This is a genomic window from Novosphingobium organovorum, from assembly GCF_022832435.1.
GTDB lineage: Bacteria > Pseudomonadota > Alphaproteobacteria > Sphingomonadales > Sphingomonadaceae > Novosphingobium > Novosphingobium organovorum.
Map to the genome: position 1 here is coordinate 1 of NZ_JALHLF010000097.1, position 14,540 is coordinate 14,540.

14 protein-coding genes are annotated in these 14,540 nt (G+C 67.2%); 6 read left to right on the plus strand and 8 right to left on the minus strand.

Annotated elements, in window-relative coordinates; genetic code table 11:
- The coding region (locus MTR62_RS17015; protein WP_244023148.1) for a hypothetical protein at positions 1–434 on the plus strand (434 nt) is incomplete at its 5' end.
- A gap of 120 nt (positions 435–554) precedes the next feature.
- Here the strand turns inward: MTR62_RS17015 and ribA are convergent.
- From ribA to MTR62_RS17055, 8 genes are all read right to left on the minus strand, one after another.
- Complete coding sequence (gene ribA, locus MTR62_RS17020; RefSeq protein ID WP_244023150.1) at positions 555–1,619, minus strand: GTP cyclohydrolase II; 1,065 nt, start codon at positions 1,617–1,619, stop codon at positions 555–557.
- A 2-nt stretch (positions 1,620–1,621) separates the two neighbouring features.
- The gene (xth, locus tag MTR62_RS17025) at positions 1,622–2,410 is read right to left on the minus strand and encodes an exodeoxyribonuclease III (RefSeq protein ID WP_244023152.1); all 789 of its coding nucleotides are present in this window, start codon (positions 2,408–2,410) and stop codon (positions 1,622–1,624) included.
- A 572-nt stretch (positions 2,411–2,982) separates the two neighbouring features.
- Positions 2,983–3,660 (minus strand): LolA family protein, encoded by a 678-nt coding sequence (locus MTR62_RS17030; RefSeq protein WP_244023154.1) that lies wholly within the window; start codon positions 3,658–3,660, stop codon positions 2,983–2,985.
- A 42-nt stretch (positions 3,661–3,702) separates the two neighbouring features.
- Complete coding sequence (gene rpmG / locus MTR62_RS17035; RefSeq protein WP_039391223.1) at positions 3,703–3,870, minus strand: 50S ribosomal protein L33; 168 nt, start codon at positions 3,868–3,870, stop codon at positions 3,703–3,705.
- Between the two features lie 142 nt (positions 3,871–4,012).
- Positions 4,013–4,795, minus strand: a complete 783-nt coding sequence (ppk2, locus tag MTR62_RS17040) for a polyphosphate kinase 2 (RefSeq protein ID WP_244023155.1) — start codon at positions 4,793–4,795, stop codon at positions 4,013–4,015.
- Between the two features lie 12 nt (positions 4,796–4,807).
- On the minus strand, positions 4,808–5,614 hold the full coding sequence (locus tag MTR62_RS17045; RefSeq protein WP_244023168.1) for an undecaprenyl-diphosphate phosphatase: 807 nt from the start codon (positions 5,612–5,614) through the stop codon (positions 4,808–4,810).
- Between the two features lie 84 nt (positions 5,615–5,698).
- Positions 5,699–7,864: a M13 family metallopeptidase gene (locus MTR62_RS17050; protein ID WP_244023157.1), complete on the minus strand. Its 2,166-nt coding sequence runs from the start codon at positions 7,862–7,864 to the stop codon at positions 5,699–5,701.
- Between the two features lie 108 nt (positions 7,865–7,972).
- Entirely contained in the window at positions 7,973–9,913 is a 1,941-nt protein-coding gene (locus MTR62_RS17055) for an ABC transporter transmembrane domain-containing protein (protein WP_268739923.1), read from the minus strand.
- A gap of 343 nt (positions 9,914–10,256) precedes the next feature.
- On the opposite strand from MTR62_RS17055, the gene MTR62_RS17060 reads away from it, so the two are divergent.
- From MTR62_RS17060 to MTR62_RS17080, 5 genes are all read left to right on the plus strand, one after another.
- Positions 10,257–11,501 carry a polyhydroxyalkanoate depolymerase gene (locus tag MTR62_RS17060; RefSeq protein ID WP_244023159.1) on the plus strand — a complete coding sequence of 415 codons (1,245 nt, stop codon included), beginning with the start codon at positions 10,257–10,259 and terminating at the stop codon, positions 11,499–11,501.
- Between the two features lie 178 nt (positions 11,502–11,679).
- Complete coding sequence (locus tag MTR62_RS17065; protein ID WP_244023161.1) at positions 11,680–12,381, plus strand: murein L,D-transpeptidase catalytic domain-containing protein; 702 nt, start codon at positions 11,680–11,682, stop codon at positions 12,379–12,381.
- Between the two features lie 156 nt (positions 12,382–12,537).
- Positions 12,538–13,134 (plus strand): TetR/AcrR family transcriptional regulator, encoded by a 597-nt coding sequence (locus MTR62_RS17070; protein ID WP_244023163.1) that lies wholly within the window; start codon positions 12,538–12,540, stop codon positions 13,132–13,134.
- Positions 13,135–13,162: 28 nt separating this feature from the next.
- The gene (locus MTR62_RS17075) at positions 13,163–14,209 is read left to right on the plus strand and encodes an XdhC family protein (protein WP_244023165.1); all 1,047 of its coding nucleotides are present in this window, start codon (positions 13,163–13,165) and stop codon (positions 14,207–14,209) included.
- Positions 14,206–14,540, plus strand: a 335-nt coding sequence (locus MTR62_RS17080; RefSeq protein ID WP_244023167.1) for an NTP transferase domain-containing protein, incomplete at its 3' end; no start/stop codon positions are given. The genes MTR62_RS17075 and MTR62_RS17080, both read left to right, overlap by 4 nt.

Below are 14,540 nucleotides of genomic sequence, written 5' to 3' on the forward strand. Positions count from 1 at the left end.
GCCGCCGCTGGCCGCCAATCCTGCCCGCCCGCCCGACAGCACGGCCCCACCGCTCGCCTGAAACCGCCACGCCCGCGACGCGCGCCCAAGCGCCGTTCGCGCCGTTTCCCGTTTCAGGACCCATTGCTCTCATGCCGATCGATAACGCTGGCGTCGTTGCCGCCGAGGAACGCGCCCATTTCGCGACGCTGCTGTCGCGCTACCCCGAACACGTCACCACGCACGAGGCCGATGCCATCGCCAACTGGCTCGAACGCGTCGCCTCGCGCGCGGACCAGCGTGCGCTGGCCACCGACCCACGCACCTGCGCGCAGTACCGGCGCTTTCGCGCCGAACACGGCGGCGCCACTTTGCCCGAAAAGCTGGGCAAGGCGGTTCTGCTGGTGAGCATCGTTACCGCCGTCGCGGCTGCCCTGTCCCTCCTGGCAGCCTGACGGTCCGGCCGGGGCGCAGGCTCCCCCCCGTCCCGCGCAAGGCAGCATCCCCCACGCCGCCTTGCGGCCTGCGCTCCGGCCCTCGCTCTCGTTCAAGAATCGCCCGAACAGGGCGTGCCATCAAAGGATATGGCCGGTGCGCGTGCGCTTGGTTTCGAGATAGCGCGCGTTGTGCGGATTGGGTGGCAGCTTGTGCGCGACCCGTTCGAGCACCTCCACGCCGACCCCCTCGAGCGCGGCAACCTTGGCCGGGTTGTTGGTCATCAGCCGGATCGGCCCCGCGCCCAGCAGTTCGAGCATCCGCGCGGCGACCGGAAAGTCACGCGCTTCGGTCGGCAGGCCGAGCCGGTTGTTGGCATCGACCGTGTCGAATCCCTGATCCTGCAGGCGGTAGGCGCGCAGCTTGTTGACCAGGCCGATCCCGCGCCCTTCCTGGCGCAGGTACAGCAGCACGCCCCAGCCGCCGCCCCGCGCTTCCTCGGCCATTGCGGCGAGTGCGGCGTGGAGTTGCGGACCGCAATCGCACTTGAGCGAGCCCAGGATATCGCCGGTCAGGCATTCGGAATGCAGCCGCACCAGCGCCGGACGGTCGCCCGACTGGGTGCCGATGACCAGCGCGACATGCTCGCGCAAGTCGTCGAGCGCGCGGAACGCGACGATCTCGGCGTTCTCGCATGCCTCGACCGGAAGCCGCGCACGCGAGGCGATGGAGAGGCGCGCCGTGTCCTTCCACGCCGCCAGATCGCCGCTCGCAACGTCCTGTGCGCCCTCGACCGGCTCGGCCGCGACAAGGAAGGCGGGAAGAATGCCCGCCAGCCGGGCCAGTTCCATCGCGCTGCGCGCGCGCTTCGGGTCATCGAGCGGCTCGGCGCGGAACGGCCCCTTCATCGGATAGTGCAGGTCGAGCGCGGGATCGGCGATCGCGCGCGCGGTCTCCAGATCGAACGGCTGCGCCGCGCGGATCAGCACCGGCGCTTCGGGCACGGCCGCCTCGCGCTGGTTGGCCAGCTTGAGCGTGACCGCGCGCGCGGCCGAAATCAGCATGCGCGGCGCGGTAAGCCCCGGCGTAAAGCCGGTTTCGGCGGGCAGCAGCACCACCGCCTCATCGATGCGGATCGGCCAGCCGTGGCGCAGCGCATCGATCGCCAGCGCCACGCGCCGCGCCGCGGGCGAGAAGCCCGGCATCGTCAGAGCGCGAACTCGGTGACGAGCGGGATATGGTCGCTGGGCTGCTCCCACTTGCGGGTTTCCTCCACGAAGTGGTGCGCGCGCGCCAGCGGCGCCAGCGCGGGCGAGGCCCACATATGGTCAAGCCGGCGCCCCTGGTCCTTCTGCCGCCAGTAGCTGCGGTAGGACCACCAGGAATAGTTGCGCTCGGGCGCGGGGATGAACTGGCGGCCAAGGTCGACCCAGCCGTGCGCGTCCTGAAACCGCTTGAGCGTCTCGACCTCGATCGGCGTGTGGCTGACGACCTTAAGCAGCGCCTTGTGGTCGTAGACGTCGCAATCGAGCGGGGCGATATTGAAATCGCCGACGATGAGCGTCGGGCGTTCGATCTTTTCCGCCCAGCGGGTCATGCGTTCGAGGAAGTCGAGCTTCTGCCCGAACTTGGGATTGACCGTGCGGTCGGCAACATCGCCCCCTGCCGGAATGTAAACGTTCTCGAGCACGAGGTCCTTGCCCGCAACCTGGAAATCGACCCCGACGTGGCGCGCCTCGCCGTTGTCCTGCCAGTCATGCCGGCTGAACTCGACGAAGGGGACTTTGGAGACCGTGGCCACGCCGTGGTAGCCCTTCTGGCCGTGAATCGCGCGGTGGGTGTAGCCCAGTTCCTCGAACATCGCGTGCGGGAACAGCGGCTCGGCGACCTTGATCTCCTGCAGGCACAGCACGTCGGGCGCCTGTTCGGTGAGAAAACGCGCGACTTGCTCCAGCCGCAGGCGAACCGAGTTGATGTTCCAGGTGGCAATCTTCATGGCGTCCGCTTTAGGCACCCCGCCCGCGAAAGGCCAGAGGCCAGCGCGCCCCCTTTCGCAGGGCCCGGACAAGACAAAACCCTCGAGCCGGGGGCAAAGGCTCGAGGGTCCTGTCAGCGTTCGTCACGCTTGTCAGCCGATCTTTTGAGGAAGCATGGGCAACAGGGGGGAAACCCGCTTCCGATCGTTCTGACAAGACCTATGTAGGGGCTCGTGGCTGTCTGTTAAGTGAACGGGAGACAGGAAAATGTCGCGCTTTGTCGCAGATCCGTGACCTCTCCCGACCAACGACATCGAGCCATCGACGAACGTCATCCGCCGCGAAAATTGCGCTCGTGATTCGCGACGTTCCCGCCGACTCACCCTCTCGCAGGTCCCCGCGTCCCACGCGAACGCCACGAAAAAACCCGGCCGAAGCGACCGGGTTCTCTCGTTCTGGTTTCGATCCAGCGACCGGGGTGGCGCTCAGCGGCGCTTGCGCGGGCGCGGGTCCTTCCAGCGGAACGTGCTGTCGGGCACCGCCATGCCGTAAGTNTCTCGTTCTGGTTTCGATCCAGCGACCGGGGTGGCGCTCAGCGGCGCTTGCGCGGGCGCGGGTCCTTCCAGCGGAACGTGCTGTCGGGCACCGCCATGCCGTAAGTCTGGTTGGTAAGCTGGATGGTGGTGCGCGTGTTCTGCGAATCAAGCGCGACCCAATAGGCCAGTTCGAGCCCGCCCGGTGCCCCGGCCTTGCGCGTGAAGATCAGCGTGATAATGCCGTATTCAGGGTGCTGCCTGTCGCGCACTTCCACCGCGATCACGTTGGGATTACCGGTGTCGCGCAGCGTACCGTACTTGGCCACGTCGCGGCTGGGATCGAGCAGCGCGCCGAGCGGACTGTTCTTGATCGGCCAGCGCTGGACCTGGTTGACCTCGTAGTCGATCATGGTCAGCGCGCTGCCATCGCCCACGATCAGCATCGGTACCGACTTTTCGTACTGGAAGCGAATCTTGCCCGGACGCTTGAGCGTCAGCTGCCCCGAAACGCTCTGTCCGTTGCGATCGGTCTGGACGAAATCGGCCTTCATCGTGGTGATCGCGCGCAGCGCCGCGACCGCCTGGTCGAGCTTGGCGGCATCGGCGGGGTTGGCCGCCGCAGCGACCGCGGGCAGCGGCGCAAGCGTGGCACAAACGCCAAGCGCGGCCGCTCCCAAGCTGATGGGAACGGCCGCGCTGGTGTACTTTCGAAAGGTCTTGGTCAGTTTCTTCATGACTGGGTTCCTGTGCCCACAGCCTTGAACCGACCGTGAACCTTACTTGATCTTGGCTTCCTTGAACTCGACGTGCTTGCGCACGACGGGATCGTACTTGCGGAAGTTCATCTTCTCGGTCGTGTTCCGGGGATTCTTCTTGGTGACGTAGAAAAATCCGGTGTCAGCGGTCGAGACCAGACGGATCTTGACAGTTGCGGGCTTCGCCATGGCGGTTTCCTGTAATCTCTCGTTTCAGCCGCCCGGCAGGCCGGCATCGTCGTTGATAAGGGATGGGAGGCTATCGAGCGCCGCCCTTCAAGGTTGCGCCCCATGCGTCATGGGGCATGCAAAGTCAAGCTCACCTGTCCGTTCAGGGCAGCTCGTAAGATGAAATCGGCGAAAGAACATCGAATTCTTCCACCGCGAGCTTCCTGTCGAGCTTGTCCATCACCATTTCGGGCGGGTCCACGCGGGTATCGGGCAGCCGGTCGAGCAGATCGCGAATCAGCGTGAGGCGGCCCAGCCGCTGGTCGTTGAAATCGACCAGGGTCCAGGGCGCGTGGGCGCTGTGCGAGGCTTCGAGCATCGCCTCGCGCGCCTTGGTATAGGCCTTGTACTGATCGCGCGCGGCCAGATCGACGGGCGAGAGCTTCCAGCGCTTGAGCGGGTCCTCGAGCCGTTCGCGCAGGCGCTCCTCCTGCTTTTCCTGGTCGCAGGTCAGCCAGTATTTGTAGAGCAGGATGCCATCGTCGACGAGCATCCGCTCGAACGCGGGAACCTGCGCCAGGAACTGCTCCACCTGCGCGCGGGTGGCGTAGCCCATGACCTTCTCGACCCCGGCGCGGTTGTACCACGAACGGTCGAACAGGACGATCTCGCCACGGGTCGGCAGATGCTCGACGTAGCGCTGGAAATACCACTCGCCCTGCTCGCGCTCGCTGGGCGCGCCCAGCGCCACGGTGCGGCACTGGCGAGGGTTGAGGTGGCCCGAGACGGCGCGGATCGCGCCGCCCTTGCCCGCCGTGTCGCGCCCTTCGAACAGGACCACGATGCGCGCGCCGGTAGCCTTGGCCCACCGCGCCATGCCGACCAGTTCCTCCTGCATCGGCTCTAGCGCGGCTTCGTAGGCCTTCTTCTTGAGCGGCTTGGTCATGCCTCCTGGCTATCAGGCCAGCAGATAAAGCGCCAGCGCGCCCGCAACGATGCGATACCAGGCAAAGGGCGCGAAGCCCGAACGGCTGACGAACGCCATGAACGCCTTGATGACCACCAGGGCAACCACGAAGGAGACGAAGAAGCCGATCCCGATCTCGCCCCAGCCCACCGGGCCCGAGCCCGCCATCAGCGCGTCGCGCGCGCCCCACAGTTCGAGCGTGGTCGCCCCCATCATCGTGGGAACCGCCAGGAAGAAGCTGAATTCAGCCGCAGTGCGCCGTTCGATCCCCATCGCGAGCGCGCCCATGATCGTCGCGCCCGAGCGGCTGGTGCCCGGAATCATCGCCAGGCACTGCGCCAGCCCGACCCCGATGCACTTGTGGACCGGCAGTTCGGCAACGCCGGTCAGCGGCCCCGGCTTGGCCACCTTCTCGATCGCCAGGATCGCGATGCCGCCCACGATCAGCGCATAGGCGACCACCACCGGCGCGCCCAGCAGCAGATCGATATAGTCCTTGAGCAGCAGGCCCAGCACAGCCGAAGGCAGGAAGGCGATCAGCACGTTGCGCACGAAGCGGATCGACACCGGCTGCAACCTGAGCAGCCCCATCGCCACCGCCCAGAAGGTGCGCCAGAAATGGACGATCACGGCCAAGATCGCACCCAGCTGGATCACGATATTGAACGTCGCCCATTGTTCGGCATCGTAACCGAACAGCTTGGTTGCCAGGATGAGGTGCCCGGTCGAGGAGACGGGCAGAAACTCGGTGAGCCCCTCGACGATGCCGAGGAGAATAGCTGTAAAGGTCAGGTCCATCAAAAACAGGGTCATGCAGCACGCAGACGACAAGTCAAGTCGCCGCGTGCTGCATTGCAAAATATTGAGATGAACGGCCCTGTTTTACCAGATGCGTACCCGCTCGCTGGGCGGCAGATACAGCGCGTCACCGGGCTTAACGTCGAACGCCTTGTACCATTCGGCGAAATTGCGAACGATCCCGTCGATGCGATAGTGCGGGGGCGAGTGCGGGTCGGTCTTGAGCAGCTGGCGGGCCTGCGCCTCGCGGGTCTTGCTGCGCCACACCTGCGCCCAGCCCATGAAGAAGCGCTGGTCGCCGGTGAAGCCGTCGATGACCGGGGCCTCCTTGCCGCCGAGCGACATCTTGTAGGCGCGGTAGGCCAGGCTGAGGCCGCCCAGATCGCCGATGTTCTCGCCCATCGTCGCACGCCCGTTGACGCAGGTCTTGCCGTCATCGAACGGGCAGAAGGCGTCGTACTGCGCGGCCAGCTTGTCCTGCAGCTTCTTGAAGTTGGCCTCGTCCGCCGGAGTCCACCAGTCGCGCATGTTGCCGCTGCCGTCGGCCTTGGCGCCCTGATCGTCGAACCCGTGGCCCATTTCGTGGCCGATCACCGCGCCGATCGCGCCGTAATTGACCGCCGCATCGGCGCTGAGGTTGAAGAACGGGGGCTGGAGGATGGCGGCCGGGAAGACGATCTCGTTCATCGTCGGGTTGTAGTAGGCGTTGACCGTCTCGGGCAGCATGGCCCATTCGCTGCGATCGACGGTCTGGCCGATGCGGTTCATGTCGAACGCGGTCTGCCAGCGATCGGCCGCGATCATGTTGCCCAGCGGATCGGTGACCGAGAAAGTCAGCCCGTCGTAAGTCTTGAAGTGATCGGGCGCGCCGATCTTGGTGGTGAAGGCGTCGAGCTTGGCCTGCGCCTCCTGGCGGGTCGCCGCGCTCATCCAGGTGAGGTCCTTGAGGTTCACCGCCATGGCCGCGCGCAGGTTGTGGACCAGCTCCTCCATCCGCGCCTTCTGTTCGGGCGGATAGTACTTCGCGGCATAGATCTTGCCGACCAGCTCGCCCGCCAGCCCCTCGACCGCGCTCACGCCGCGCTTCCAGCGCGGACGCTGCTGCGGCTGACCGGCCAGTGTCGTGCCGTAAAAGGCAAACGCGGCATCGTCGATGGCCTTGGGCAGCACCGCGGAGTGGCTGCTGAGGAAGCGCGCGGCGAGCCAGGCCTGCCAGGTCGAAACCGGCACCGTGTCGATCAGCCGGGCGATCTCGGGCAGGCCGCCGCCCATCAGCGTCTGCGCCTTGGCCGCATCCATGCCCGCCTTCTTGAGCTCGTCCGCAGTGGCGGGCATCTCGCTGGCGAGGACGTAGCGCGCCTTGTCCGCGCCCAGCGTCTTGAAGAACGTCGCCAGCACGCCTTCGCTTCCGAGCGCCTCGAACTGGTCGAGCGGAACCTTGTTGTAGGTAAGGTCGACGTCACGCTCGGCCACGCGGTCCCAGTCGGCCTGAGCAATGCGGGTTTCGAGCGAGAGCACGGCGGTGGCCGCCTGGTCGGGATCGGCATAGCCCGCCTTGCCCAGCAGCAGCGCGAGATAGGCGTGGTACTTGGCGCGCAGTTCCTGCGAGCGCGCATCGTTCTTGAGGTAATAGGTGCGGTCGGGCAGCCCCAGCCCCGCGACACCGACGTAGAGCGCGTAGATGTCGCTCTGCTTGCCATCGGCATCGACATAGGCGCTGATCGGCGAGGCGTAGCCGGGCGATGCGAACAGCACGGCCAGATCGCTGGCGGTCTTCGCCGCGAAGATCTTCGCAAGGTAGGGCTGCACCGGCGCGAGGCCCGCCGCGTTGATCGCGTCCACGTTCATGAACGCCTTGTAGGCCGCCCCCACGCGCGCGGCGTCGCTGCCGGGCGCCGCGTCGGTCTTGAGCAGGTCCTCCATGATCGCGTGCATGCGCTGCTCGGACAGCTCGTTCAGCTCGAGGAACGAGCCCCAGCGGGTGCGGTCGGCGGGAAGCTGGACGGTGTCGTTCCACTTGCCGTTGACGTAACGGTCGAAGTCGTTGCCCGGCTTGGTCGCGGTGTCCATCCACTGGGTCTGGATGCCGAAGTCCCCCCAGTCGCTCGACGGCTGGAGTGCGTCGGCCGAAGCGCTTGCGGGCGTGGTGGCGGGCTCGTCGGCGTGCGCGGTGATCGGGGCGCTGACAGCGAAAAACAGAACGGTCGCGCTCGCGGCGCCTGCGAGCGCGCGACCCTTGAATAGGCGCATGGTATTTCCTTGTGCTGGGACAGAGCTTGTCCATCGACCCCAGGCCGGGATCGAACAATGGCGCGAAACATAATTGCAATCGCGCGCAAGGCCAGCGTGGAAATGTCGTTAGCCGAGCGCTATCGCCCGTTCGTCGAACTGCAAGGCGGCGAGCCGTGCATAGAGGCCGCCCGCCTGGCTGAGGCTGGCATGGGTGCCCTGCTCGACGATCCGCCCGCCGTCCATCACCACGATGCGGTCCGCCTCGCGCACGGTCGAAAGGCGGTGCGCGATGACCAGCGTGGTGCGGTTCTTCATCAGGGTTTCGAGCGCGTCCTGCACCAGACGCTCGCTTTCGGCGTCAAGCGCGCTGGTCGCCTCGTCGAGCAGCAGGATCGGCGCGTCGCGCAGCAGCGCACGCGCAATCGCGATGCGCTGGCGCTGCCCCCCCGACAGGCGCGCGCCATCCTCGCCCAGGAAGGTGTCGAGCCCTTGCGGCAGATCGCGCAGGAACCCTTCGGCGTTGGCCGCGCGCGCGGCCTGCCAGATCGCCGCATCGTCGGCATCGGGCTTGCCGTAGCGCAAGTTGTCGCGCGCCGAGGCGCCGAACAGCACGCCTTCCTGCGGCACCAGCGCGATGCGGTCGCGCACTTCGGCCGGATCGGCCGAGGACAGCGGCACGCCATCGATCTTGAGCCGCCCGCTCTGCGGATCGTAGAACCGCTCGGCCAGCTGGAACAGGGTCGACTTGCCCGCCCCCGAAGGCCCGACGATGGCCACCGTCTCGCCCGGTTCGACGGTCAGCGTAAAATCGGCCAGCGCGGCGACTTCGGGCCGGGTGGGATAACGGAACGTGACGTTTTCGAACGCGATCTTGCCACGCGGGGGGACCGGCAGCGCCAGCGGCCGCTCGGGCGCGCGGATGGCGGGCTCCTCGGACAACAGTTCGGCCAGGCGGCTCGCCGCGCCCGCGCCGCGCACCAGATTGCCGTAGACTTCGGTGAGCGAACTGAACGCGCCCGCCACGATCCCCGAGGTTACCACGAAGGCCGCGATCGTGCCTCCGGTGATTGCCCCTTCGGCCACGCCGATCGCCCCGCGCCACATGATGACGGTGATCGAACCGAAGATCAGGAACATCAGGATCGCGGTCATCACCGAGCGGATCAGGATGCGCGTGCGGGCGGTATCGAAGGTGCGCTCGACCGCATCGCTGAAGCGCGCCCCCTCGCGCCCTTCCTGGTTGAAGGCCTGGACCACGCGCAGCGCGCCCAGCACTTCGGCGGTCATCGCGCCGATGTCCGCCACGCGGTCCTGGCTGGTGCGCGAAATCGCGCGCAGGCGGCGGCTGAAGATGGTGATCGGGCCGATCACCAGCGGGATCGCGATGAGCAGCCAGGCGGTCAGCCCCGGCGCCAGCACGAAGAGGAAGATCACCCCGCCGATCGCCATGATCGTGTTGCGCAGCGCGATCGAGACGGTGGTGCCCACCACCTGCTCGATGATCGCGGTGTCGGCGGTCATGCGCGAGGCGATTTCCTTGGGGCTGTTCGATTCGAAGAAGCTCGGCGCCAGGCTGAGCAGATGGCGCTGGGCGCGCAGGCGAATGTCGGCGACCACCCGCTCGCCCAGCCAGGACACCGAATAGAACCGCACCGCGCTCGCCACCGCGAGCACCACGACCACCCCGAGCAGCATCAGGAACCAGTTGCGGATCGCCCCGTGGTCCGCGCCTTGCGCGAAGCCCCGGTCGATCACCGCGCGAAAACCGTAGGGGATGGCCAGCGTCGCCAGCGCCGCGGTGACCAGCGCCACGCCCGCCACCGCCATGCGACCGGGGTAATTGAACAATTCGCGCCAGACCATCGCCAGGGGGCGCAGGCTGCGCTTGCGCGCCGGTGCCGCCGCTTCGCCGGAGGCCAATTCGCCGAAGACCGCCGCGTCCGGCGCCTCCTCACCGGCGGCATCCTCGCCGCTTCCGGTTTCGCCGTGCATGGCGCGCGTCTGCGGCACCTCGTCCCTGGCCGGATCGGCCTGGTCCAAAACGGTGTGGCTTGTCGTTTGTGTCATGCCCTGCGCTTCGCTCTTGGAGGTTGGACCGGGTCGCTGCGGCCTTCGTCGCGGCAGGCCTTACAATTTCACGCGGCCAAGGGAAAGGGAAGGCTCGTCCCTCGGCGGCGACGCCGAGCCTCGCCCCCGCCTCTGCGCATCTCCTTCAAAGCCCCCGACAATCATCCCCAGCGGCAAAATCGGCCCGGAACGCCCTACGCCTCGGCCCGTCCGCCCCAACATCCTTATCGCCGTTAGACCTTGGACTTATCGGTATTGCCGCATTGCATGGCCACGCTTTAGCCACCAGATATACGTTAGCAAACGAATGCGGCGGCGGCGGGTCGCGGCCAGGAGAATTTACTTGCTGTATAACGCATACGAATTGCAGCGCACCATGATGAGCGGGGCTGCGGCCTGGGCATCGGTCGGCGCAGAGCTGCTGACGAATCCCGCCTTGCCCGTGGGTTACATGGGCCTTGGTCCGGTCATGGCCTCGGCGCTGGACGTCTTCGCGCACGCCACCGCGCCGCGCGGCAAACCCGATTTCGGGATCGAGGCGGTCGTCGTCGGGGACGAGGAATACCCCGTAACCGAATCGATCGTGCGCCACCGTCCCTTCGCCAACCTGCTGCGTTTCGAACACGCCGGCCTTCCCGCCGACGCTCCGCGCCTGCTCATCGTCGCCCCGATGAGCGGTCACTACGCCACGCTGCTGCGCGGCACGGTCGCGCGGATGCTCGAGTCGAGCGTGGTCTACATCACTGACTGGGCCGACGCGAAGCTGGTCCCCGCCTCCGAAGGGCGCTTCGATCTCGACGACTACATCGACTACCTGATCGATTTCCTCGAATTCATCGGCCCCGACACGCACGTCCTGGCGGTGTGCCAGCCTTCCGTCCCGGCCTATGCCGCCGCTGCGGTGATGGGCAAGACCAGGAACCCCTGCCGCCCCGTGACGCTGACCATGATGGGCGGCCCGATCGACACGCGCGAGGCGCCCACCAGCGTCAACGACGTGGCCATGAACCAGCCGCTGTCGTGGTTCGAACACAACGTGGTGACCTCTGTCCCGCTGACCTACCCCGGCGCGGGCCGCCAGGTCTATCCAGGCTTCCTCCAGCTTGCCGGGTTCATGGCGATGAACCTGGGCAGCCACATGATGAGCCACTACGGCATGTTCAAGCACATGGTCGAAGGCGACGGCGAAAGCGCGGCGGCGACCAAGGCGTTCTACGACGAATACCGCGCGGTGTGCGACATGACCGCCGATTTCTACCTCCAGACGGTTGAGCACGTGTTCCAGAAGCACTCGCTGCCCAAGGGCGAGTTCGTTCATCGCGGCGAAGTGATCGACCTGGGCGCCATCCGCGACACCGCGCTGCTCGCGGTCGAGGGGGAGCGCGACGACATTTCGGGCATCGGCCAGACCCGCGCGGCGCTCCACCTCGCGCCCAACCTGCCCGCGGCCAAGAAGAAGTACTACCTGGCCGAATCGGTCGGGCACTACGGCATCTTCAACGGCTCCAAATGGCGCAACCGCATCGCGCCCGTACTGGAAGACTGGATGCGCACCCACGCCACGCTCAAGCGCGCGACGAACGCCTGATCGCGGCGGCGCAGACGGCGCGCAAAAGCCCGTTGCGAACGCGGGCGCGCCGCCCGGCAGGATGCCACGGGGCGCGGCGGAGGGTGGCGACGAAACGCCCCGCCGCGCCGCCCATCCGCCTGTTTCCAGACTGGTTTTCGCATTCAAAAGGGTGTATTTTGCCCGCATGAATCCACGATTGGGCCGACGACACTTTCTCCATGGCAGCCTGGGCGCCGGGCTGGCTCTGGCGCTGCCCGCACGGGCCCTGGCCATCGACACGCCGCTTGGCACGGCCGCACCCGCTGGCGCCACCGTTCCGGCCAGCGCGCTCACCGGCACGGCCCTGCCCGGCGCACCGGCCACGGTCTCGGGCCAGTCCGCCTACGAACGCCGCCTGCTCGACGTCGCCGCGCGGCAGGCCCAGCGGGTCGGCAACGCGGTGTGGCGCAAGGACGTGGTGGGCCTGGCCGATTTCGCACTGCCCTCGTGGAAACCACGGCTCCACTTCGCCAATCTCGAAGACGGCACCGTGCGCTCGTTCCTGCTTGCCCACGGGCGCGGCTCCGACCCCCAGCACAGCGGCTGGCTGCAAAGCTTCTCCAACCAGCCCGGCTCGTTCGCCACCTCGCGCGGGGCCTTTCTCACGTGCGAGTGGTACAAGGGCAAGTACGGCACCTCGATCCGGCTCGTCGGCCTGGACCCGGACAACTCGCTGGCACTCGAACGCGCGATCGTGATGCACCCCGCCTGGTACGTGGACGAAACCATGATCGACAAGTGGGGCAAACTGGGCCGCAGCGAAGGGTGCTTCGCGATGAGCAACGAAAATTTCAGCCAGGCGCTGTGGCACCTTTCGGGCGGCCGCCTGCTCTTTGCCGATCGCATCGGCGAAGGTTAACGCCGCGCGGAATGTCAATCCTGAATTAACCAGTTTCGTTGAACGACAAACGCTTGCAGACCTCGCGAAGTTTCGAAATGTCCACGCTATGGGCATTTTAAATTTTGTTAACACTGATCGTTAGACAGTCCGCAGCACGACTGTTACGGGCCGGACATGGACAAGAACCTCTCGGCCCTCAAGCAGGAAGCGCCCACCGATGCCCGGCAGGTGCGCTCGCGCAAGTCGCTCAACAGTGCCCTGCTCTCGCTGCTCCTCGAGAAGCCGTTCGATGAATTGACCATTCGCGAAATCACGGCGCGCGCCGGCACCGGCTACGCCACTTTCTTTCGCCATTTCCCGACCAAGGAAGCCCTGCTTTCGGACCTCGCGATGGAGGCGATCGACGGGCTCCTGCTGCGCACGCTGCCCGTGCTCACCACGAAGGACAGCCTGCCGCTGACCCACGAGCTGTGCGGCTTCGTGAACCTGCATCGCAGTGTCTGGACCGCGCTGCTCACCGGCGGCGCCTCCTCGATCGTGCGCGCCGAATTCGTGCGCCAGGGGCGCACACGCATGGCCGGTTTCACCACCCCGTTCGACTGGCTGCCTGCCGAACTCGGCCTCGTGCACGGGATCAGCGCGACCATCGGTGTGCTGACCTGGTGGCTCAAGAGCGGCAGCCAGTACACCGCCGATCAGGTTGCCATGTTGCTCCATCGCATGGTAATCGCCCCGATGACACAAGAGACGCCGGACTTCCGGGCAAACTGACCACCGCGCATCGGGCACAGGGCGCGACGTGCGCGGCGCGCCTGCCAGGGACGTTCCGGTGCGTGACGGGCGCATAGACGGCATGATGACGGCGGAAATTGCGAATGCGGACTGGCCGATGTTCGGCTGGGTCGACGATATCCGCAAGGCCTTGTCGAGCGCCCGCGAGACGGGTCGCCCCGCCGCTCTCGCCACACTCTACAAGGTCGAGGGAAGCGCCCCGCGCGGCCCCGGTGCGCAGATGCTCTTCGTGCCCGACGCGGCGGGCCGGATCGAAGCCAGCGGCTACTTTTCGGGCGACTGCATCGAAGGCGATGTCGCCAGCCACGCCGCGCAGGTGCTTGCCGAAGGACATCCGCGCCGCCTGCACTACGGCACCGGCAGCCCGTGGATCGACCTGCGGCTGCGCTGCGGCGGCGCGCTCCACGTCCTGCTCGAACGCATCGCGCCCGATTGCCCCGCCGCGACCGCCCTCATCGACCACGCCGACCGGCGCGAGACCTGCCTGTGGATCAGCGATGGCGAGAGCCGCCGCGTGGAAACGGGCGAGGGACCGCTGCTGGCGCTGCAAAACGACCCGTTCGCACTCGCGCGCCGGTTCGATCCGCCTCGACGGCTGATCGTCTCGGGCGGCGATCCGGGCGCGCTGGCGGCCGCGCAACTGGGCGCGATGGGCCAGTTCGAGACGATCCTGATCCGCCCCGATGGCCCGAGCGCCCCCCCGCCGTTCCCGGTCGCGCGCTATCTGCGCGGTGATCCGGCGCAGGCGCTTGCCACGCTCGGCGTCGATCGCTGGACGGCCTATCTCGGCGCGACTCACGAAGACCAGCATGACCTGGGCGGTTGCCTTGCCGCGCTGCGCGGTCAGGCGGGCTACGTCGGCATGATCGGCGCGAAATCGCGCAGCGCGGCCCGCCTTGCCGCGCTCGAAGCCGCCGGGGCCAGCGCCGAGGACCTCGCCCGCCTGCGCCTGTCCCCCGGCATCAGCGGCCTGGGAAAATCGCCCTGGGAAGTGGCAACGGGCATTCTCGCGGAGATCATGCAGGCGCTCAATCCCACGCGCGAGCGGGCGTGAGCGCCCCCCTTCCCCCGGCCGCGCGCTACGCCGCCATCGTGCTGGCGGCTGGCGCCGCCCGCCGCTTTGGCAGCGACAAGCTGAGCGCTCCGCTCGAGGGCGAACCGCTGGTGTTCCACGCCATCCGCACCGCGCGCCTCGCACCGGTCGAACGGGTGATCGTCGTCGCCCATTGCGCGCTCGCCATCGGAGACTGGCCCGGCACGCCGCCGGTCGAGCCGGTGCGCCTGGCCAGTGACGCGCTCGCCACCTCGCTGCGCGCGGGGCTGGCCGCTGCGCAGGCGCACGGAGCCCTCGACGGTGTCTTCGTGTTCCTGGGCGACATGCCGCG